Origin of the sequence: Filimonas zeae (assembly GCF_014641615.1) — a bacterium.
In the GTDB taxonomy this organism is placed as follows: Bacteria; Bacteroidota; Bacteroidia; order Chitinophagales; family Chitinophagaceae; genus Filimonas; species Filimonas zeae.
In genome coordinates, this window is record NZ_BMIB01000003.1 from 173,525 (window position 1) to 195,574 (window position 22,050).

Annotated in this window: 20 protein-coding genes and 1 pseudogene; 9 read left to right on the plus strand and 12 right to left on the minus strand. The window is 45.8% G+C overall.

The window, feature by feature from the left end:
• The first annotated feature begins 38 nt into the window (after positions 1-38).
• Positions 39-704, plus strand: coding sequence for a DUF1579 domain-containing protein (locus tag IEY13_RS13720; RefSeq protein WP_229687861.1), 666 nt, complete (start codon positions 39-41; stop codon positions 702-704).
• Between the two features lie 75 nt (positions 705-779).
• Here the strand turns inward: IEY13_RS13720 and IEY13_RS13725 are convergent, their stop codons facing one another.
• Genes IEY13_RS13725 through IEY13_RS13735 form a run of 3 tightly spaced genes read right to left on the minus strand, consistent with a single transcriptional unit; the run spans position 780 to position 3,575 of the window.
• The gene (locus tag IEY13_RS13725) at positions 780-1,901 is read right to left on the minus strand and encodes a pepsin/retropepsin-like aspartic protease family protein (RefSeq protein WP_188953024.1); all 1,122 of its coding nucleotides are present in this window, start codon (positions 1,899-1,901) and stop codon (positions 780-782) included.
• A gap of 4 nt (positions 1,902-1,905) precedes the next feature.
• The gene (locus tag IEY13_RS13730; RefSeq protein ID WP_188953026.1) at positions 1,906-2,799 is read right to left on the minus strand and encodes a dienelactone hydrolase family protein; all 894 of its coding nucleotides are present in this window, start codon (positions 2,797-2,799) and stop codon (positions 1,906-1,908) included.
• Positions 2,800-2,816: 17 nt separating this feature from the next.
• On the minus strand, positions 2,817-3,575 hold the full coding sequence (locus IEY13_RS13735) for a hypothetical protein (RefSeq protein WP_188953028.1): 759 nt from the start codon (positions 3,573-3,575) through the stop codon (positions 2,817-2,819).
• 227 nt (positions 3,576-3,802) lie between these two features.
• On the opposite strand from IEY13_RS13735, the gene IEY13_RS13740 reads away from it, so the two are divergent.
• Positions 3,803-4,636, plus strand: coding sequence for a helix-turn-helix domain-containing protein (locus IEY13_RS13740; protein WP_188953030.1), 834 nt, complete (start codon positions 3,803-3,805; stop codon positions 4,634-4,636).
• A 160-nt stretch (positions 4,637-4,796) separates the two neighbouring features.
• Here IEY13_RS13740 and IEY13_RS13745 read toward each other — a convergent pair whose 3' ends face one another.
• Together IEY13_RS13745 and IEY13_RS13750 are read right to left on the minus strand one after the other, a co-directional pair.
• On the minus strand, positions 4,797-7,016 hold the full coding sequence (locus IEY13_RS13745) for an ATP-binding protein (RefSeq protein ID WP_188953032.1): 2,220 nt from the start codon (positions 7,014-7,016) through the stop codon (positions 4,797-4,799).
• Between the two features lie 130 nt (positions 7,017-7,146).
• Positions 7,147-7,842 (minus strand): LytR/AlgR family response regulator transcription factor, encoded by a 696-nt coding sequence (locus IEY13_RS13750; RefSeq protein WP_188953033.1) that lies wholly within the window; start codon positions 7,840-7,842, stop codon positions 7,147-7,149.
• A gap of 172 nt (positions 7,843-8,014) precedes the next feature.
• Between IEY13_RS13750 and IEY13_RS13755 the strand changes: the two genes are divergently transcribed.
• Positions 8,015-8,200 carry a hypothetical protein gene (locus IEY13_RS13755; RefSeq protein ID WP_188953035.1) on the plus strand — a complete coding sequence of 62 codons (186 nt, stop codon included), beginning with the start codon at positions 8,015-8,017 and terminating at the stop codon, positions 8,198-8,200.
• 84 nt (positions 8,201-8,284) lie between these two features.
• Here the strand turns inward: IEY13_RS13755 and IEY13_RS13760 are convergent, their stop codons facing one another.
• A complete protein-coding gene (locus IEY13_RS13760; RefSeq protein ID WP_188953037.1) occupies positions 8,285-8,638 on the minus strand; it encodes a hypothetical protein in 354 nt (117 codons plus the stop codon).
• Positions 8,639-8,809: 171 nt separating this feature from the next.
• On the opposite strand from IEY13_RS13760, the gene IEY13_RS13765 reads away from it, so the two are divergent.
• The 6 genes and pseudogenes from IEY13_RS13765 to IEY13_RS13790 all read left to right on the plus strand — a co-directional run bounded on the left by IEY13_RS13765 (position 8,810) and on the right by IEY13_RS13790 (position 12,363).
• On the plus strand, positions 8,810-9,169 hold the full coding sequence (locus IEY13_RS13765; RefSeq protein WP_188953039.1) for a hypothetical protein: 360 nt from the start codon (positions 8,810-8,812) through the stop codon (positions 9,167-9,169).
• 6 nt (positions 9,170-9,175) lie between these two features.
• Positions 9,176-9,718 (plus strand): hypothetical protein, encoded by a 543-nt coding sequence (locus IEY13_RS13770; RefSeq protein ID WP_188953041.1) that lies wholly within the window; start codon positions 9,176-9,178, stop codon positions 9,716-9,718.
• A 163-nt stretch (positions 9,719-9,881) separates the two neighbouring features.
• Positions 9,882-10,238, plus strand: a complete 357-nt coding sequence (locus IEY13_RS13775) for a hypothetical protein (protein WP_188953043.1) — start codon at positions 9,882-9,884, stop codon at positions 10,236-10,238.
• A 540-nt stretch (positions 10,239-10,778) separates the two neighbouring features.
• Positions 10,779-11,462: a hypothetical protein gene (locus IEY13_RS13780; RefSeq protein ID WP_188953045.1), complete on the plus strand. Its 684-nt coding sequence runs from the start codon at positions 10,779-10,781 to the stop codon at positions 11,460-11,462.
• A 130-nt stretch (positions 11,463-11,592) separates the two neighbouring features.
• A pseudogene (locus IEY13_RS30445) lies at positions 11,593-11,868 on the plus strand (DUF2185 domain-containing protein).
• 42 nt (positions 11,869-11,910) lie between these two features.
• Positions 11,911-12,363: an SRPBCC family protein gene (locus IEY13_RS13790; RefSeq protein WP_188953047.1), complete on the plus strand. Its 453-nt coding sequence runs from the start codon at positions 11,911-11,913 to the stop codon at positions 12,361-12,363.
• 96 nt (positions 12,364-12,459) lie between these two features.
• On the opposite strand, the gene IEY13_RS13795 is transcribed toward IEY13_RS13790, so the two are convergent.
• From IEY13_RS13795 to IEY13_RS13820, 6 genes are read right to left on the minus strand one after another with little or no spacing between them, the layout of a single operon-like run.
• Positions 12,460-15,720 carry a TonB-dependent receptor gene (locus IEY13_RS13795; protein ID WP_188953050.1) on the minus strand — a complete coding sequence of 1,087 codons (3,261 nt, stop codon included), beginning with the start codon at positions 15,718-15,720 and terminating at the stop codon, positions 12,460-12,462.
• 32 nt (positions 15,721-15,752) lie between these two features.
• On the minus strand, positions 15,753-16,727 hold the full coding sequence (locus tag IEY13_RS13800) for a fasciclin domain-containing protein (RefSeq protein WP_188953052.1): 975 nt from the start codon (positions 16,725-16,727) through the stop codon (positions 15,753-15,755).
• Positions 16,728-16,737: 10 nt separating this feature from the next.
• Entirely contained in the window at positions 16,738-18,042 is a 1,305-nt protein-coding gene (locus IEY13_RS13805; protein WP_188953054.1) for a fasciclin domain-containing protein, read from the minus strand.
• A gap of 17 nt (positions 18,043-18,059) precedes the next feature.
• Entirely contained in the window at positions 18,060-19,109 is a 1,050-nt protein-coding gene (locus tag IEY13_RS13810) for a fasciclin domain-containing protein (RefSeq protein ID WP_188953056.1), read from the minus strand.
• 19 nt (positions 19,110-19,128) lie between these two features.
• Positions 19,129-20,337: a hypothetical protein gene (locus tag IEY13_RS13815; protein ID WP_188953058.1), complete on the minus strand. Its 1,209-nt coding sequence runs from the start codon at positions 20,335-20,337 to the stop codon at positions 19,129-19,131.
• A complete protein-coding gene (locus tag IEY13_RS13820; RefSeq protein ID WP_188953060.1) occupies positions 20,337-22,049 on the minus strand; it encodes a DUF4397 domain-containing protein in 1,713 nt (570 codons plus the stop codon). Before IEY13_RS13820 ends, IEY13_RS13815 begins: the two co-directional genes overlap by 1 nt.
• Position 22,050 lies beyond the last annotated feature (1 nt).

Consider the following 22,050-nt stretch of genomic DNA (forward strand, 5'->3'; position numbering starts at 1 on the left):
GCGAAGATTTTGTTATTTTTAGTAAAATCACACACGCTATGAAACAAAGAATGATTGCTTTTACCGTGGCTGCAATGGCCTTCGGTGCCTGTAACAGCGGAACAAACCCCGATGAGAAAGCTGTAACAACAGATAGCGCCCCTCCGCCAGCCACCACCACTGTTCCTGAAAAAAAAGCCTGGGTAGCAGTAGACTCTGCTACCGAAATGAAAGCCTGGATGGAGTATTCCACGCCAGGTGAAGCACAGAAAAAACTGGCAAAGTCAGATGGCAGCTGGGCAGGGCAAACCACCATGTGGATGTCGAAAGATGCGCCGCCTGCTACCAGCTCTTCTATGATGGTGAATAAGATGATTTTGGGTGGTCGTTATCAGCAATCTTCTTTCAAAGGCGATTTTATGGGTATGCCTTTTGAAGGAATGGCTATTACGGCTTACGACAATTACAAGAAAAAATATGTCAGCACCTGGATAGACAATATGGGTACTGGTATTATGAAAATGGAAGGCGATTGGGACGAGGCTTCCAAATCAATGGTATTAACCGGCAAATGTACCAACCCGGCCAATGGCGTGGAGTACGATATGAAGGAAGTATACAAGATAGTAGATGAAAACAACGAAGTAATGGAAATGTATGGCCCGGATTCTAAAACCGGCGAGCAGTATAAAACCATGGAGATAAAGCTTACCAGAAAAAAATAATGAGTAACAGTTACAAAAAAGCCCCGTAAATGCAACGGGGCTTTTTTATAAGTATCATTACAGGCAGGGTAGTGGTTACGCACGTTCCTTCCACGCACCTGAAAACAGTTTATTGGGTTTCAGATACAGGTAATCATTCTTAAAATCCAGTATGGTATTAAAACGCTTCAACAGATCATTGCCCAGATAATTAATTTCAAAGCCTACGGGGCTTTTGCCAGCCAGTATATAAGCAGGCACATCATGCAAGGTAGATTTGCCCAGGGCAAAACGCGGCGCTTTTACAATACGCGATTCATACTTTACACCACGCGGATCGGTTAATACAGCGGTGCGTATCAATGGCAGTGTACCAAAAGCGGCACGGCTGCCCGCCCAGTTGCTGTCCAGTATCACCGCCTGGTCGCTGCCGGTATCCAGCAGAAAACTGCCTTCATAATCTTTGTTATCTAATTGAAACTTCCCCTTTACACAAACAAAAGAGCGTATAAAATCCAGCTTCAACCGCTGGTAGCCTTTGGTGTGGGCGGGTGACTGTGAGTGAATCAAAAGCCTGTTATGGTCGTAGTCTATCTCCACCGTCTTGCCTTCAAACAGGTTCCAGCCAAAACGGCCATCCATTTCGCGGGCGGTATTGCCGGTGGCTAACACATCCGGGTTATTCCATGTTCGGGTACCCATTTGCAGGGTGTTCACCTTTCCTATACGTGTTTTTATATTCCGTAAAAACCGGAAGTCAAAAGAGCCCACATCAAAGTGCAGGTTTAGTGTGTCTTTGTTGTTCACCAGTGCTTTTGCATGAATAGCGCTATGGGCTGTTACCGTAAAGGGAATGGTGTCTGTTGCTGTTACTGCCGCTGTATTGGGTGTCTGGGGTGGAATAGCGCTGGCTATTTGTGTAAAGCAGGAGTCTTTACCGTTATACAGAATCACAAAGTTAAACCGTGTTCCCGGTTCTACTTTTACACGTATAGAATCTATATCTGTATAAAAGGTTACCCATTTGGTTTGCCGGGTTCTGTCAGCCGTGTATACATCCGGCCTTACTTTGGGGGAGAGTGTCCAGGCGCCAGCATCGTAAAACCCACCATCGTTAATAGCAATGTTGGGTGAACTTGCTTTAATTACAGGCAATGGTTGTTGCGCAGCCGTTGCGCCTGCCAGCAGGGTGGTAATAAGCAGTAGTGTTGGTTTCATTTGTTTAACTCAGTTTGGCAGTAAAAAATTCAATGGTTCTTTTCCAGGCCAGTTCGGCCGCTGTGCGGTCGTAACGGGGTGTGGTATCGTTATGAAAGCCATGGTTTACATCCGGATAAATATAAGCGGTGTATTCCTTTTTGTTTTCTTTCAGCGCTGCTTCATAGGCAGGCCAGCCTTCGTTTACGCGGGTATCCAGCCCGGCATAGTGTATTAACAGCGGGGCCTTAATTTGTGTTACCTGCTCTTTGGGGGGCTGACCACCATAAAAAGGAACAGCAGCAGCCAGTTCCGGCAGGCGTACGGCCATCATATTAGCAATCCATCCGCCAAAGCAAAAGCCCACCACACCAATTTTACCATTACAGTCCGGGTGACTTTTCAGGTAATCATATGCTGCAATAAAGTCTTCCAGCATTTCATCCCTGTTTCGCTTGCTCTGCAACTCGCGCCCCGCATCATCCGTGCCCGGGTAACCGCCTAGTGGTGTAAGTGCATCTGGTGCTACCGATATAAAACCTGCCAGCGCAGCCCTGCGGGCTACATCTTCTATATGCGGGTTTAAACCGCGGTTTTCGTGTACCACAATAATGCCGCCCAGCTTGCCTTTGCTTTCTTTAGGTTTAGATACCAGCGCTTTTATAGTACCCCCACCTTTGGGTGAAGGGTAGTTGGCATAATCAGATTGTAACCGGGCATCGCCTGCGTTTACCTGTATGGCGTTTTTATAATCCGGCATCAGAAAGCCCATCAGAGAAGCTACGGTAAGGCCGCCGATGGCATATACAGAAAGCTTTTCTACAAAGTCGCGCCGGGTAACACGGTTATGGGCATAGTCATCATACAGGTCAAATACTTCCTGCTGTATATCTTCTTTTTTAATGTCGTTGCTGTTCATATGGTGTGTTATAATTATTACGGAGTTATTATGCCGGCAGCCTGTGTTAACAGTACTTTGTTGCCCTTACTGATGGTTACTGTAGCAGGCGGATCGTTTTTTGCGCCGATAATTGTAAAATAGCATTCGTAGGTATAACCGTTATTGGTAAACGTAATGCTGTGGTTGCCGCCTGTGCCATCTGCTGTAAACTTTCCGTTTGTAATAACAATATCTGGTTTACTGCTCATTGCTTTTGTAACCGGCCAGGAAGCATACCGGTAATTGCCGTTGCCAAGGTCGTCAATTCTTATCAGGTATTTACTGGTTTTCAGCACACTAACCGGTTCCTCAAATACCCGTATAGATTCATGTAATTTACTTTTTTCAGCAGTTAACAGGACAGCCTTCCGCTTACTTTCGGTGAATGACTGGTAATTTACCGATATCAGCCTGCCATCTTCATCCAGCCATACATCGCCCTGCTGAAACATGATACCCCGCCAGCCCACTTCCGACCAATCCTGATCTGGCTTAGACCGGCTTATCTGCTGAATGAGGCTGTCGTCAAACACTTCGTTGTATCGTTGTATAAATTCAGTCCGGTTTTTAATAGCAGGCAGGGGCAGTTCCCGTTTCAACGGATATGCCACCTTATTGGCCAGGGCTTTTTTGTTGCCTGTTTTAATACATTGGATAAATGCATTGACTACTTTGCGCTTTTCAGCATTTATTTCCTGTGCAGCGCCCGTTATACCATAGGAAAGAAGCAGAAGAAGGATAGGTGTTTTATTCATAACGTATTTATTGACTATCTCAAATATATGAAACTGCTGTTGCGCTTTAGTTTGCTAACACTGACATTTCCTGTTCCGATGCCGGGAATAAACTATTAACCTGCAGGCTAAATGCTTTTAGGTTTTAAACCCGCCCTAAGCACAGAAGAACGATAGTTTTTGCCCGTTTAACGACAGGCGCTTTAACACGGCCATAGTAACTGGTAGTTTTGAGAAAACCAACTACTATGCTTACTATAGATACACTAAAAAGCCTGCGCGATGCAGATGCATTGCGTAACAAAGTAAACGCCAATAACACGTATGAATTATGGCTGATAACCCGTGGGGGCGGTACTATTCAGATTGATATGCAGCTGTTTGAAGTACAGCAGCAGCATGTGTACTGTATCGCACCTTCGCAGTTATCGCAGCTGCAGGTATCGCCTTCAGCAGAAGGGTATGTAATCCGTTTGAACGAGCAGGTAATGCAGGAGGGTAACAAGAGTATTGATGCCTTGTTTCAGGCCAATCTGCTGCATGCTATAAGTCGTTCAGCCTGCATGGGCTTTGATGAGCCAGCCTTCAGCGAGGTATTGCATGTGGTAGAACAGCTGAAAAAAGAACACCTTTTATCAGAAGCGTACCAGAATGAATTGATTATGCAGTACCTGAACATTCTGTTTATTTACATGGGCCGTAAATGCCGTAAAGAACCGGAGACAAACAGTTATAACTGCAACCAGCGTTTATTCAACCGTTTTATCAATCTGGTAGATAAGAATTTTAAAACCTGCAAGCGGGTATCGGAATATGCCGATCTGCTGCTGGTTACACCCAATCATTTGAATCATGCGGTAAGAAATACGGCAGGCAATACCGCCGGGCATTATATACGCCAGCGCGTTGTACTGGAAGCTAAGCGACAGGCTGTTTACTCAGACTGTAGTATGAAGGAACTGGCGTGGGAGTTAGGCTTTCAGGATATCTATCACTTCAGTAAGTTTTTCAAAAAAGAAACAGGAGATAACTTCACTACGTTTAAAAAAGACAGGACGAATATTGCATTGATGGTTCCATAAGATTGACATGATCGGGGATTTATACAGTGAGGGCCGGCAAGTATTTGCCGGCTTTTTTGCGCCTACCTTAAAGTCGGTTGCACATGAGCAACAGGTACAAAAACCAGGCGGCCTGTTCCCGATAAAGGAGCAGGCCGCTTATGTAAATACTTTGAATGAATTATAAAGACTGATGAAAGCGCCTGGTTTCATCCAACGCCGCATCGCAACAGGCTTTCACAAAATTAATATTGATAATAGCGTCCTGTTTGGCAATGCTGGGGTCTTCCAGTACCGATAAGGCATCATGTAGTTTATCGGTAAGGCCCATAATAGAGATGGTGGTTTTGAGATGATGGGCTATTTTGTTCATAGCAGGGATAGCTTCCAGCTTGCAGGCCTGCATCAGATCTTCCACTTCGCCGGGTACAAAATCAATAAACTGTTGTGCGGAGACTTTCATAAATTCCGTATCGCCTTTGGCAATGTCCAGCAGGTAATCCAGCTGAATATAATGCCAGCTTTGTTCGGGCAGAGCAGCAGTGGGTGCGGGCTCCGGAACTATTTCTGGTTCTGCTGTTTTTTCTGTGATGTTGCAGAAGCGGGCAATCATATCAAACAATTGCCTTTCACGTATGGGTTTAGATATGTATTCGTTCATACCCATGCTCAGGCATTTTTCCCTTTCACCAGCCATGGCGTGTGCTGTCATGGCTATAATAGGTATTTGCAGTTGCAGATCTTCCCGTATGCTGCGGGTGGCGGTATAACCATCCATAACGGGCATCTGCATATCCATCAGCACCAGTGAGTATGCACGTTTACCCAGTGCTTCAATTACCATTTTTCCATTGTCTACCATGTCAAACTCCAGGCCCCATTGCTGTAACATATAGGTCATCAGGCTGCGGTTGGTGGCATTGTCTTCTGCTATCAGAATGCGGATGCCGTTTTGCGGGTCCTGCTCAAACTTGCCGCCATCCCAATGGGCAGGCGCTTCCAGCTGGGTTTCAGAAACCTGATAAGGTATATTAAAGCGGAATGTAGAGCCTTCGCCCACCACACTGGTTACCTCTATGCTGCCGTTTTGTAGTTCAATCAGGTCTTTTACAATAGAAAGCCCCAGACCTGTGCCACCAAAGCGGCGGGTAATAGAGTTTTCGCCCTGGTTAAACCTTTCAAAAATTACTTTCAGTTTATCCTGTTCAATACCGGGGCCATTGTCAATAATTTTACAGTTGAGGTTTACCTCATTGTTTTCGCGGCTGAGCACGGTTACCAGTATTCTTACCTGTCCTTTTTCTGTAAACTTCAGCGCGTTGCCTATCAGGTTTACCAGTATCTGTGTTAAACGGGTGGCATCGCCAATAAGCGTGTCAGGCACACTGTCTGCCACCTGGGTAAGCAGGTGAATGCCTTTTTCCGTGGCTTTGCGGCAGAACAGGGTTTCTACAGATTGTAACAAACCACGCACACTGAAAGGGTAGGCTTCTATGCGAACCATGCCTGCTTCTATGCGGGATACATCCAGTATATCGTTTACTATATCCAGCAGGTTTTCGCTGGCTTTGCGTATAGAAACGGCAAAGTCTTTCTGTTTATGGTCCAGCTGTTCCCGCTCCAGAAAATTGCTGAAACCCAGAATGGCGTTCAGCGGCGTGCGTATTTCATGGCTCATATTGGCCATGAAGTTTTCTTTTATACGCGCGGCCTCCCGCGCCCGGTTTTCCGATTCGTTCAGTTGCAGAATCAGCGTGTTCTGGTATTGAATCCGTTTTATAATAAACCAAAGCCAGCCCACACCGCTTATCAGTATTACTATCACCAGCAGGGTGCCCCAGTTTTTGGCTTTACGGCCACTGTTTTCAATATCGCTGGTAAGCTTTACAATAGCGTCCTGTCTGTTTTCATAAATTTTACGTACCAGCGAACTTATTTCGTTGGAGGTTTCGCGCGCCATGGGGTTGGCTATAAAGCTGGTATCATCCATACGGCCCGAGCGTACGTATTCCTCCATCAGCATATCCCGCGCTCTCAGTTTCTGACGCGCCAGGTAGTTGAGCCGGTTAATGTATACAAGCGATTTGGGGTCGGTATTGGTATCATCCAGCGTATCCAGATAGTTTTCAATCTCGTTAATCTTGTGGGCTACGCCTTCAATATGCGAGGTGTCGTCTGTGGCAATTGCGCCCCTGATGCGGCTTTCTACCCATATAATATCCCTTTCCAGTTCGCGTAGGTAGTTGGTAATGCGCAACTCGCGCATCAGCCGTTCGTTACCGGTTATTAACGCATCAATATTCCGGTCAGAGTTCCATTGAATGGACAGCAGCAGCAACAACCCGGTCAGAAAAGTGACCATGATAGATGCGAGGAAGGGTTTGCCAGTCAGGATTTTCATGTAATGTTTCAGCTTTTGCCTCATTTTTCCACACTTAGTACAGCAAAGCTTGTACATAAGCGATCATTAACGTTCCTGCATCCGTTGAAAGCGGAATAAGGTTCGCTGAAAAGGCATTTTTGCCCGTTGGTTATATAATATTCATGCGAATACTCAGTGGTTTGCGGTAGGCATCGGCCAGCGGTATATTGTGTTTGCCTACTTTCAACGTTCCTTCCTGCAGCGATTCTATTTTGCTGATGGCTACCAGATAAGAGCGGTGTACCCGCGAAAACATACTGGCAGGCAGGCGCTGTTCTACCGATTTAAGGGTGGTATGAACGGCGTAAAACTTTTCCTGCGTATGCAGTTTTACATAATCGCCCATAGCCTCGGCAAACAACAGATCGTCCAGCTTCAGTTGCTTTACCACATTGCCATCGCGGATGAATATAAACTCATCCTGCGTGTAGCTTACTTCTTCTTTTTTGCTGTCGTACACCTCGCGCACTTTTTCCAGTGCCTGATGAAAGCGGGCGGTATTAATGGGCTTTACCAGATAATCCACCACATTCAGCTCAAAGGCTTCCGCAGCATATTCTGTTTTGGAGGTGGTAAATATAATCAGTGGTTTTTTCTGTCCCAGGCTTTTGGCCAGTTCCAGGCCGCTCATGCCGGGCATTTCAATATCCAGCAGTAATAAGTCTATCGGTTTGTTTAAAAGAATATGCAGTGCTTCGTCTGCACTACCACAGTCGGTTACGGTGGCAAAATCCCTGGTTTGGCTGCATAATTTTAACAGCACACTCCGGGCTACCAGATTGTCGTCTACTATAAGCGTGTTCATGTCCAGATAAAAAACGTTAACAAATGTAATGCTTGACAAATGAAAACCCAGGTTAGCTTCTGGTAAATTAGCGATATATTCTTGTATAAATCGTCAATAAGGGTGGATAAACAGCCGGCAACAATAAATTTATCAACTGCTTCGGGTTCTGGTATTGTGGTAATTTGGACTCATGGAAAACGAGGAATTCGACAAAGGGAAAAACATCGTTATCGTAGGGGAGTTGCCGTTTTTTTACGATCCTGCCGATAAAGCAGTGCAGGAAATGCTGAAAAGATCGGAGCAGGTAGGCAGTAATGCCAGCACTTACGAAATCCGGTTAACCGGCAAGGGGAAAAAGAAAAAGGTAAAAGAATAATGCGAAATTAAAAGGGCCGGGTGTAATAATCCGGCCCTTTCAGTTATAAAAGAGATATTGTTGTTGAGTAACAAAAAACGCTGGCTACATAGCTAATGCCATATGAGTAGCTTCCGCTTCTTCCTCTGCTTCGGTAAAAGCTGCAACTACAGGGGCTACATCCATAGTTATGGTAGTTTGGTAGTGGTTTATCTGCCGTATCAGCTTTTCCTTCAGATCGGGCAAGCCGTTGTTGTTGCCTGTCTTTTGCTTGTTTAATTTCTGGTAAATATTCCGCAGGTTTTCCAGCGGTTCTTTTCCAAATATGCCGTTACGGCAATTGGCTATTACCAGAAAACCCTGGAGCGTTAGCGTAATACGCTTTAACTGCGTGAAACCCTTTTGATCGCAGGATGCTTCCTGTATTTCCGGAATCAGTTGTGCAAAGTCAATTTCCATAGTTCAACAGTTGATTTCTAAGGTAGCTGTATTTGTTAACGGGGAGATAAAATGAAGGCCCCTTAAAAGGAGGGGGCGGCAGATTTGGCCGGTGAACGGGCTGAATTATCCGGTGTTTGGAGGTGTTTTTATTCAAAACACCTCTGAATGGGTTACTAAACAGCCCCAAAAATGTTTCAGCGGGCGCGCTTTTCTTCTGCTCCGTTGGCTGTTGCAGAACATTTGCCCTGCAGATTGCCTGCTCTGCTGAATGGATCAACCGCACCGTCCGGTAAATTGTCCACTCCGTTGAACGGAGCAGAACATCCGCCCGATAAATTGTCTGCACCACTGAACGGAGCAGTTGCACGGCTGAATAAATTGTCTGCACCGCTGAATGGAGCAACTGCACCACTCAATAATTTGTCTGCTCCGTTGAATAGAACAGTTGTACAGACGAGTAAATTGTCTGCTCCGTTCAATGGAGCAGAACATCCGCTGAATAACTTGTCTGCTCCACTCAACGGAGCAGAAGATCCACTGAGTAAATAGTTGCTTTTGGGGAGGAAATATACCTTTTGGCACCGCCGGTCAGCACGGACATGGTTTAAAATACCTGTTTTACAAAGGCGCTGGCAATTTTTCAATAATTGGTTATTTGTACAACCCTATGGTGGTTATGTCAGTATTTGTTTGCATGCTTTCATTTTCATGCAGCCAGTGTTGCAACATGTTTGTCCTGCACTCCGGCGGAATCGTACAACTATCCCGGCCATCCGCAGTGCTATGCCGTTGAGTGGGATAGTACTGCGGATGATCGGCATAGTTGGCGCGCTGAGCCGCATAGCTATGCGGCTCAGCCGCAGTATTATGCCGATGAGTGGGATAGCACTTTGGATGATCGGCATATATATGCGGATCATCCGTACATATGTACCACTCACCCGCACATATATCCCGTTGAATGGTAGTGCTATCCGTTTCATCCGCACATATATGCCGATGAAGCGGATAGCTGTACGGATGATCGGCATAGTTTTCCCGATTGCCGGGGAAGTGGTGGGGGTGAATCTCACATATGACAGACTGATGGCCACATAAGTGCGGGTCGGTTCCAAAGCTGTATAGATGAGCATAGCATATATGGGCACGAATCCCGCATATGGAACCCAGAATCCGGTTTAATACAGGCCCGTTTTTTGAAGTTTCAGGCGTGTGCAACGAAACCTTTTTCCGTAACATCATATATTGAAAAAAAACATTCATGAAACAATCTTGGCTGGGGGGAGTGCTGGGGCTATTACTGTTGTTTGTATCCTGCGCAAAAAAAGAAACAACCTGTGGTTGTGAGGCCCCCACGCTGCGCATGGCAGCTGACCAGGCAGGAACACTTTACTACGATTCCACACACCGGCAGCTGGTTATTCTGGCATCTCCAATGCCTGGCCCGCTTTATTTTATATGTTCTTTCAATGCTCAGGCAGATAGTGTATTTCAGAGGCTTACGCTTCCGCAGAATGTTACTTTTTCAGGGGCGTTAAAAGCGAGTTGTACAACGGATGTTATGACCTTTGGTACTGGGGTGGCGGATATAGGGTTAACGGCGCTTAGAGTGAGATAATTTATATATCTTGTGATTTTAAATAAAACCGGACCAATTCAAATACTATCTGATGGAGTAAACATATTTGACAGCATTTATATGTAAAGTATAAATGTTGTTTTTGTTTGTACGGGTGTATAACTTCACTGGTGTAAATGGAACCAATAATATGAAGGGTAGTTGTCGCTTTAATATTCTTTTGTTTCCTTTCTTGTACTACTAATACCGGTTATAAGAAGTTGTCTCAAATAGAATGCGAAGAATCTAAAGGGTTGATCATAACTGATAAGCCAATTACCAATAAACCATTGGTATGCGCTGTGCTAAATTATTATGGAATCGATTTCTTGTGTACCAACGGAGAGTTGTTTGTTAAAGAGAAAATGTTAAATGCTGACAGAAGCTTGTATTGGAATATCTTGTTAAAAGCTGCTGATTCTGCCTGGATTAAGAGCCATTTAAAATTGAAAGCGATTAACTCGGATTGAGTAGTAGATGAAAACTTAAAGCCATCGGAAAATTTGATAGAACAAGCTAAGTTTTAGCCCAATTAACGATATGTTGAAAACGATAACGGTAAGAATTCATTCTGGTAAAGGAACACCTGTAAAGCAATATTATACAGGAGGCATAGATGAGCTTTATTACATGAATTTAGGAAAGGTTAATTGTAACGGTATTAAGATTATTAATGTTTATTTGTCTGATTCTGATTCTTACAGAAAGGTACTTCCAGCAATTTTAGAGCAGGACTGTAAGTTTGATTTGTTATTATACGATCAACTAAAAGACAATCCTTTTCAGTGGAAAAAAGAGGTATTAATGGCTATTCATTCAACTTTGCTGAAGTTGTGTGATGAGTTCAATTGGGATGCGAAACCTTTTGAAGCGGCTTATGAGAAATGTATGGAACAACAGTTGGAATTAAAGTGGTTTTTTAAGAACAGACTATTTCTTAGCCCCGACAAGCAGCATTATATAGGTTTTTATCATTGGGTGGACGTTGGAGCTTATAAAGTTTATGAAGTATTATACGATAAGAAGAAAAGTGAAATTGCCCGCCGTTTATGTTTTCAGGATGAGGTTAGTGTTTTCAAAGTAAGCAAAGTGTTATGGGAAGAAGATAGCTGTTTTTTTACGTACCAATTCAATGGCCCTGAAAAGCTATTTAAGACTTATGTAGCTGATATAATTGAAAATAAACCTTTAGAATTGAATAAGCCGACCAGTGCTTTTTTTTAATAAATTGATGGAGCATTAAACCTGCCGATATAGGATATTCAGTCTTTTGATCAGAGATCGGTATATTGCTGACAATATTGCTAAGAAGTTTAAACTTGACAAGTCACAAATTAAGAGGTTACTTCCTCCTATGGGAGGTTGTATTGCTACAGATGAGATTACTGTGAATGGACATTTGGTGGGTTATATGTATCGGGATGAGCCGTTTTTTGAAAATGATAGTGGGTGACGCTTTTTTTCTGGTGATGAAAGTCAGGAGTATATTGATGATAGCAGTAATTCCATGATATATGAGGTAAATACCATTGCAAATTATGATGGTGCTATTATTCCTTATTTGTCTTTGCCTGTAGGGACTAAACTAGAGCGATTTGATAAATCCGGTTTATATAAAATAGTTTCATAATGTTGGAATAGAAACAATATCGGCATACTAAATAAGAGTTCTATGAATAACGCATCGTTTACTGTTGCGACTGACTGCGAAATTGTAAGTTCCAGAGTTTTTAACCATCCACGCAAAGCCGTTTTTCAGGCATGGACAAATCCGGAACTACTGCAAAAGTGGTGGGGACCTGCTGGCTTTACCAACACTTTTCATGAGTTTGATCTGAAGCCAGGTGGCAGGTGGCGTTTTACCATGCACGGGCCTGAAAAAGGGCATTACGAAAATGAAGTAACATTTATAGCAATAGAAGAACCCAGCCTGATAGCCTGGGATCGTATCTCTAAGCCGCTGTTCAGGGTGGTGACTACGTTTGAAGAAGCGGCAGAGGGTAACACCTTGCTGGTATTCAGGATGCAGTTTGCCACCAGAGAGGAGTGTGATAAGTTAAAAGGTTTTGTTGTTGATAAGAACGAAGAAAACTTTGACAGGCTGGAAGCGGTATTGCGGCAGTGAATTAACCGTTTTTGTTTGCGCCGGAAATGGTTAAGCAGGCATGCAAAGAGCCGCTCCCTAACGGAACGGCTCTTACAAGTGGTTGATGCAAAGTAACTAAAACGTGTACCTCACGCCCAGCTGGCCTTGTGCCCTTGAGCTGAAGTAATCAATGCTGTAGGGTTTACCCGGATTGCTGAAATTGAATACCGGATATTCTCCTTCGTTCTGTTTGGGGGGAAACAGGGAAGGGGTAAGGCCCACGCTGCTGGTTGAATTAAAAGTGTTGGGTGAGAAATATTGTATACCCCACTCCTTATACAGGAGGTTGGTAAGGTTCATAATATCTACTGTAATAGTAATGTAGCGGGCTTTGTTTTTGCTGATGAACAGGTCGTGTGCCAGGTGCAGATCGGCCTGTACGTTCCATGGGGTACGTGCCATATTGCGTTCTGTAAACCGGCCTCTTCTGCCGCTCAGGTATTTATTGCCATCAATAAACTGATTGAAGTTTTCGGCCTGTTGTGCAGCGGTGGCAAATGCTTCATCTTTAAAATAGCGGATGGCTTCGTCTTTCAACGGAATATAAGCCAGTGATACCTGTTGCGATAAGCCTTGTATGCTGTTGTTAACAATACCATACGTAAAAGGGCTGCCGCTTTGTGCGCTCAGCAGCAGGGAAATGTTGGTGCGTCCACTTTCTTTCCACTGCATGGTATAACTGATGTTGCCTACCACGCGGTGGCGTATATCAAAGTTACTGTTGGCCAGGCCGGGGTTATTGGGTATCAGCGCCTGGTTCAGCTGCCAGTTACTTTCCATGGAGTTACGAACGCCGTTGCTAAGGTCTTTGCTTTGGCCGTAGGTATACGCCAGGCTAACGTTCCATGCTTTAAAGGTTCTGTTGGCAGAAGCGGTAAGGCTGTAACGGTAACCCTCGCTGGTATTGCTGAGCAGGTAGATGTTAGAAAAACGTGCGTCTACCGTGCCGCTGTAAACCGGATGCTGGTGGTTACGGTCGTAACCATACCAGTTGGCCTGGTCGCGGGTGTTCAGCTGCTGAAACAGCACGTCTTTCATGGTTTTGGTGTACATACCTTCCACACTCATTTTCCAGCCGGAGAGGGTGGTGTAATCCAGTGCCACACTGCCACGCATTACCTTAGGCAGTACAAAATTGTTATCTACCAGGTCAACCTGCGTTTTACCGCTGTTGGGGTTATTGGTTACCGTACCGTTTTGCGCTACAAAACCTGCTATGCCATTGGAGTTGGGGCGTATAGCATCGCTGCCGGGTGCAAATGGTTTCTGATCGGCACGCTGGTCAAATGCACCAAAAGTATTGCCGGTGTTGTAGTAAGCGTAAGCCAGCCATGCAAAAGGAATTCGGCCGGTAAATACACCCACACCGCCACGCAGCACCAGACTCTGATCGCCCAGAATGTTATAACGGAAACCTACACGCGGAGAAATCTGTGGTTTGTTCAGAAAGCGGTTGTTCAGGCGTTTGAGCGGGGTATAGGTATACGTGTTACCAAAGTCAGGATCAGCCCATACATCCTGTACCTTTTCTGTTAAAGAAGGCATGGTGGGCAGGTGCGTCATATCAGCCCGTAAGCCTGGCACCACCTGCAGCTTATCTGAAAGGCGTATTTCATCCTGAATGTATAAGCTATACATGTTTACCTTAAAGCTGGCCGCAGGGTTATTCAGCAGATAATCACGGCTGTTATCGCCATAATGGTAGCTACCCCGTACGCGGTAAGGGTTGTTGTTTACAAAATCTTCAATGCTCAGGTAGTCCACACGGCCATTCCAGCCGTTTACAAAGCCATACCGTATTTTATACAGCTCGTTGTGTGTACCTATCAGCAGCTTGTGTTTGCCCAGGTTTACATTTACGTTGGCGGTAAACTCCCAGGTTTGCTGCTTCATGTTAAATATGCTGGCTTCCCGGTCGGTACCCAGGTAAATGGTAGTACCTGGTGTACGGCCCATAATCTGCACCTGTGGCAGGGAAGGGTCGCTTAAAGGGTTACGACGGTCGTTTACTACCGTAAAACCGGCTACCACATTACTGGTTACGCGGTTGCTCAGCTTGCTTTTCAGTTCAGCTACGGTGCTGCTCTGGTTGTTCTCCTGTTCAAAAGCCATGCTGCTGAAACGGAAGTCCTGCTGGTCGCGGTCCATATGACTGGCCTTGCTGAAGATGGTATTGTTGCGTACAGAAAGCTGATGACGGTCGTTGATGTTCCAGTCGGCGCGGTTAAAAAACTTTTGCGACTTAGACCAGTTCAGAAAATCGCCTGCCGTACCTGCATCGAAAATAGCGCCATAGCGGCCTTTCACGGCATCGCTGATGGTATTGGCATCGGCTACGCTGAGTATATGTGCGGTTTCAGGAGTGCCTGCCACCAGTTGCGCCGGGTCTTTTCTTTCCGTAATCTCGGCGTTGGTAAAAAAGAACAGCTTGTTTTTCAAAATCGGAAAACCTACACGAAAGCCTGCCTGATAATCATGGAAATCACTTTTCATTTTACCCAGCTGGCCTGTTTTGTCTTTACCGGTGATGGTGGCGTTGCGGCCATAGCCGTATACCGATCCGGTTACGGTGTTAGAGCCGCTGCGGGTAACCGCGTTTACCGAGCCGCCGGTAAAGTTACCAATCTTAACATCGTAAGGGGCCAGATATATCTGCATGGTTTCAATAGCATCCAGCGATATGGGGTTGGTACGCGTGCTGCTGCCCGCCATACCGGAGGTACCTGTTTGCCCGCCCAGTGAAGGGCTGAACCCGATAGCATCGTTGTTAATAGCACCATCTATGGTAACGTTGTTATAACGGAAGTTGGTACCGCCAAAGCTGTTGTCTTTGGTAGCCTGCGGTGTTAACCGGGTTATATCGGTAATGCTGCGGCTAACAGTAGGGGTGTTGCGTACCTGGGCAATACTGATGTTTTTACCAGCACCGTAACCATCTGCCTGGTTACGGGTGGCACGGGTAGCCACTACTATGTTTTCCAGTTGTTTTACAGCATCTTTCAGCTGCAGATCCAGCTGTTGGTTGCCACCCAGTGTTACCGCCAGGTTTTCCCTTTTCTCTTCTGCCTTACCCAGCAGTACTGCTGTAAGGGTATAGGGCGAGCCGGGTTTCAGGTTGTTGAGAAAGTAATATCCGTTTTTATCTGCTACTACACTATAACGGGTGCCGGAAGGAATATGCAGGGCGGTAATGGTGGCACCTGCCAGCGGTTTTTTATTTTCATCGGAAACGGTACCGCCAATAGAGCCGGTAGTTTCCTGCGAAAAAGAGGCTGTAAATGCCAGTAGTAAGGCAAACAGCATCCCCATTCGTTTACAAAGCTGTTGAACGATCATATAATTATTTCTTTTTAGTAACCCTTAATGTTCTATGGCCGCAGCACCTGGTTAATGATATGAACCACGCCGTTGCCTGCCAGAATATCTGTGGCTGAAGTGGAAGCATTGGAACTATTTGCGGCCCCCCGCAGATTAATACCGGTAAAGCTGTTGGGTACATTACTCTGCGATAAAATATTCACGGTAAGTGCGTTGCCATTGTGCATGGTTTCGGAAATGCTGGTTTCCCCTTCTCCGGCACGGATAAAATAATCCTGTGCAAAGTTTCTGCCGGGTGCCAGGTGATATTTTACCCACGCAGCCAGTACTGTGGCATCTGCTGCATTTACCGCCTCCATATCTGCATAGCCGTATGCCCGCATGGCAGCATTGTCCGGCGCAAATACCGTGAAAGCTCCGGTTTGTAATGCTGCCAATACACCGGAACGTACCAGGGCCTGGTGAAACAGCGTAAGATTAGCCTGGGAAGCTATGGCCAGGTCGGTAGTTTTATAGCTCATGGGGCGCAGCACTTTGTCTATAACCTGTACTTTACCATTTGTAGCTTGAATATCCGTTCTTAATAAGCGGGCACCATTGATGGTAGTAAGGGTATCGCCTTTTTTCACTACACGGCTCACATATACATCTGCCCCTGCCAGTGAAGGGAATGCTTTGTTTAGTTGCAGCGGTAAGCTTTTTATGGAAATATCTCCTTTCAGCAGCAGATAATGCGTTTGCGCATAGGTTTGCGCAAAAGGCGCTGCATATAACGCAGCTGTAGTACTGTAACCAAGTGCTTTATAAGCATCGTCCGAAGGTGAAAGGGCAGTGAACGGTCCCGCTTCTTTCATGTTGGCTTCAAGACCGGTGCGGCGCAGGGCAGCACTAAAATAAGAGAGGTTAAAGTTGTCAGCTACCACATAAGCTACTGTGCCACGGTTGGCAGCTATACCGGAATCTTCTTTTTTACAGGAAGCCAGCCATATGCCTCCTGCAAGTATGATATAATATGATTTTCGCATTCTTCTGGATTTAGAATTTAAAAGAACCTGGTATAATCAGCCTGTCTACCACATGAACCGGGCCTTGCAGGGTCATGCGATCGGCCTCTGTGATAGTGGCGGCAGGCGTTTCGCTATCTATGCCATTTACGGTAATAGCGCTTGCACCAGTACGGTCAAAGGTCAGATTCAGTTTTTTATCTGAACCACCACCTGCATTAAGATTGTAATTGCCCAGCAGGGTGTTGTTTAGTATATCACTGTGGAATACTGTGTTGGCTGGTGTTGGGGTGCTTATGATACGAACGCCTGTAACGTACCAGTTGTCATCAAACGGCATGTCCATTTCTGCGGCTGCCGGCATATGCAGATGCAGCATAGAATCCAGTGTAGGCTTGCCTTCATATGCCTCTGCATAATTGAAACGATTATTCAGCGTTTCCAGCTGTGCAGCGTTGAAAATACCGGCTTTGTGAAAGGCCTCATCGGTAGGTGCGAATAGCGTATTCCGCATCAATTGATTGGCTACATTGGGTATCCAACCGGCATAGTATTTTTTTGTATCCAGCTGGAAGGAAGGATCCACCGCGTCGTACACTATCCAATACCCGCCCCACATGTTAAAATTAGCTTCGTAGGAGGCACTTATCAGATCTAATGCTTTCAGAAACAGAGAGAATCTGCCATCCGCTTCCAGCCATTGCTTCATTTGGTGGCGGGGCATCTCCAATACCTGGTTTACCGGTAGTACCCATCCGCGTACAATTTTTGCAGTATTACCCAGGGTAAGCCTTTTGCCATCTACCATCAAATCGTTACCGGCCATTTGCACAGCATGCCTGTAACTATATATTTCTGTGCCTTTGAAGGTTGCTCCGGGCACACTCTTACTTAGGCCCACTGCCAGGCTTGCATCCTGCAACAGGCTTTTGGCAAATTGCAGGGGTACGCCCTGGCGCAGCAATGTAGGGTCTAAATTGCCAATCAATGTGTGGTACATCAACAGTGTATCCAGCTCACTGGTGGTAGCCGCAGCTATACGGTCGGCGGTATAACCTGCTGCCGTAAGGGCAGTATTGTCCGGTGCCAGCACGGAGATAGTAGCGGTGGAAAATTTCTGAGATAGTATGGTTTCTATATTGCTTTTTTTCCAGGCCTGTATCCATAAAGAATGAGAGGAGGGAGACAAAGCGGCAATTATAGAAGGAATGGAATCTGTGGGAATGGTATTTCCCTGCGGCTCGGGCATAAACTCCTCCTTCCGGCAGGAAGCCAGTGCCAGTGCTATGCATGTGAGCCGGCACCAACCCCTTACAGTATGTATTAAGCGGTTCATATATCAGTTATTTGTTCTTATTTTTTTGCTTGTGAAGGTTTTACCAGCAGTATATTCATATCATGTACTACGCCGTTGGTACATAAGTAATCCAGCTTGAACGCAGGCCCAAAATCGCCCAGTGCCTGTGGGGTGGATGTGCCTGGATTGGTGCGTGAGATAAAGAACTTCAACTCACTTTTTCCTACTCCTGAGCAATACTCCTCATCGCCCTCAATAGGTATGCGGAAATAAGCAGAGTTATAATAGTATTGTCCCGAACCTTGCGGGGCCTCCAATACCCTCAGATGCGACCAGGGTATTTTTGCACGGAACAGATAGCAACCCAGGAATCTTTTATGATACTCCTCGGGATTCATGGCTTCAATATCCTGCAGGCTGATGTTGTTGGTATCAAACACGCTGTTGGGTACAGCCATCACCGTCCACTGCGATCCCTGCTGCAACTGTGGCCAGTAACCAAAACGTTTGAGTGCGGCGGTGAATAGGCTGTATTCAGGTCTTGATTCCAGCACATCGGTTACTTTACCGGTACTATATTTAATGGCTTTCTCCAGTACATGCAGTACTCCGTTAGATACTACCACATCGCGGCGGCTTACCCTGGCGCCACCTGCATAAAAGTAGGTTCCCGGTTCGGTTGAACCCAGTTTAAGATCTACCCCCAATGGCAAACCCGCCAGGTTGGTATAAAAGTTATCCGCTGTTTTATCCGGCACATCTGCTGTATATAAACGGCGGGGCAGTATATGATACCGCAACATCATTTTTAAACTGTCTCTGTTCAGCAGGGCAAAATCTGCGGCCTGTGTTACGCCCAGGACATTAAATGCGGTGTTGGAAGGTGCAAACACGGTAAACGGCCCTGCGGCAGTACGCAGTGTATCTGCCAGCCCGGTATATTCCAGCCCGGCGGCAAACAAACTGAGATCATAGTTGTTGGCTGCAAAATCAACCAGATTGCTATAATTTTCCGATGGTTTAAATACTTCCAGATCGTCATGCGTACAGGCATTGCCAAATGTGAGCAGGCCGCACGCCAAAAAATATTTTATTAAATTTTTCATATATCACTTTTCCGGATCATTAATAAACAGGGGGCGCATATTTGCGCTGAATGGTCATTAAATACATGCGTCCATTGATAAACTCCAGCGAATTCACCGATCCGAAAGAACGGGGATTATCTACGCCGGAATGCACATTCAGTACCATATTGGGCATGTATTCATTGGCGCGGTGGCTGAGGTTGTACAGAGAATCTTTAAACATTACCTGTCCAAACTCACCGGCTTTATAGTCTATACCAAATCTTACATTAAGGGTGGGCAGTACGCTTGCATACCTGAAGTCTACGCCGGGGTTTATACCCGGTTTTACAAACTGAATAATCTGCCAGGCTTTGGTGGTAATGCCATTGTTGGCTTTATCTCTGAAAATGGGAAAGGAGGCATAGGGCGTTACCATGGGGTTGTTCACCGTCCAATGCATGGTTCCTGCAAACTGGTAAGCATACTCATTAATCAATGAATCTTTTTCTGATATATGCGATATGTATATATGCATGTCATCTTTCAAGCCAAACCGGTGCGGCATGTTTGCTATATCCAGGCTATTCAGGTCTTTTTCGCTTTCATCTGCCTGCAGATAGCCTTTGCCACTAAGGTTGTAAAAGTTGATGTATACCAGTGAATCATAAAACGCCTGTTTGTAGAAGTTTTCCTGCCTTACATACAACGCATGTTTGCGGGCTAAAAAATCTTCCAGCAGTACATGCAGCGTGTATACTTCTTTCTCCTTCAGTTCAATAGTGGTATCTAAGGCTATATTACTTCTCAGGTCTTCCTGCAGCTGAAAAAACGGCACTTCGCTTACCGGGCGGTATATAAATACAAAACGGTGTTTGCCGGCAGATATCTGCGCCCAGTTGGTTAAATCAAAGCCGTTTAATACAGGCCCGGCAGGTACCAGTTCTTTACCGGGGTATTCCGGGTTAAACTTAGAAGTGCTTAAGCCCACATGCGCAGGGTTGGGGGCAGCGTATACGCCCCTTTTATTCAGAAAATCGCTTACGGTAGCGCCGCCTGTAATTTTACCTTTCTCATCCATTACAGGGTCAATGAACATACAGAAGAAAGGACGCGGACGCTTGTTAAGTATGCCCTGTGGTTCGGTAAGGTTATTGAATACCCTGATATAAGCAGGGTTACTTACCGTGCGGTATTCTACTTTCCGGCACGATGCCAGTGCACCCGTGCAAAGTAGTAATAGTAATAATGTATTTATCCTGTTCATTATTTAGTATGCTTTATAATCATCAGTCTGGCTTTCTTTTCAGGCGCGGCTCCGGCGGCAGTGGTACCCACTAATGCCATGGAATACACGCCTGGCTCCATGTAGGGCAGCATTCTGGATGCGTGGGTATATAGTTGAGGCCGTGCTATAAATGCAGTACTTGTTACCACAGGTATATCGGCTATCCAGGTACCCGGTACTACGCCCGGAGCGGAACGGAATACCATAAACGAGTAGGGTGTATTGGTGCTCATACCCAGGCTGAGAAGCGGCTGAGCTATGGGTACAATGCCCGGCTGCAGATTTTGCGGGGAGGTTGCACCATACGGTTGGCCGTCTTTACCGGTAATACTGATAAAGGGTTCATTGCTGAAATTCATAAAACGTATATCCAGTGGTATTTTTTTGCTTCTTCCGGCCAGACTTCCATCATCGCCTGAGTTGTCTGCATTCCACGAGCCGCTGAGGTTATTACTTACTACCAAAGCGCTGGCGTTACCATCTTTTCCTGGCGCAGCCCATATACTGAAATGATCGCCGGCAAGCAGGTTGGCAGTGGTGCTGGCCAACTGTGTGCCATTGGCTGATTTTACTTCAAACAAATGGTGTCCTGCTATAATGGCACCGGCTTCGCTGGCCTGGGTATAAGCGGCGGTACCGCCAGATGGAGCGCCGTCTATGTATAGTTGCAGATCGCCTTCGCTCCATGCATTTACCAGCTGTACCCTTCCATAAGTGCGGTTGGCCGGTGCAGCAATATCTTCTATAATACGGATGCAGTTTTGCCGGGTATCTATATCTTCCTTCTGGCTGTTATAGGTTACAGTAGCAGGATGAATGACAATAGTGTATATGCCGCCCGGCTGGTAGGTTTGTATAGGAACATAGGTTAACCCGATACTCTCTACTGTCTGGTTCAGCAGCGAAAATACCATAGTGGAAGTATTTACGTCCATCAGCCTGGCGTTTTCACCGGAAGGGCCACCAACGGCAGGTACCTGTATGCCCATGTTGTTCAGTACTTTCAGTTGATAGGTGCCATAGGGTATTTCAATATAGGGTGATACACCTTCCACTGCTATGTCTGATGTAGCGGTATGTACAGGAGTGCCATCTGCCCATGTAAGCGTCATATTGCCTTCCAGGCTTTCCATAGGGCTGTTCTGTACTTTGCCGGAAAGGTTGATAATTCTTACTTTACAATAGTCCGGCCGCGAAGGTGCTGTAATATCTCTGGGCACAGCCTTCCATTCCGGCAATCCTTCTACATAGAATTTGTCTTGCAGCAAATAATAGTCTATTGCTTCGTTGCTGTTTTCATTCACATTTATCGTTACCCCTGTCTGAGGTGAAGGATTATAGTTGGCCGCTTCTGTATATATGCTGGCTTCTCCTTTTTCGTTAAAAACGGCTTTGGGTATATTCCAGATAGTACCCAAACGGCCGTTATCCGGAAAATATTTGGTAGCAGGATATTTTTTAGCGTCATTCGGATGCAGAATGGTATAATTGGTAAGTGTGTCGCCATTTACCTGTACCTGGTTAAAATCGCCAAGGTTTACCAGGCGCATCAGCGTATTGCCACGGGCATCGGTTACAGGCCGGTAATCGCTTTTGGGCGACAGCTTTTCTTTGGTGCAGGAGCCCAGCAACAGCATTGCCGGCAGCACCCCGTACACAGCCCGTTTTAAAAATAATGTATAGCTATTCATG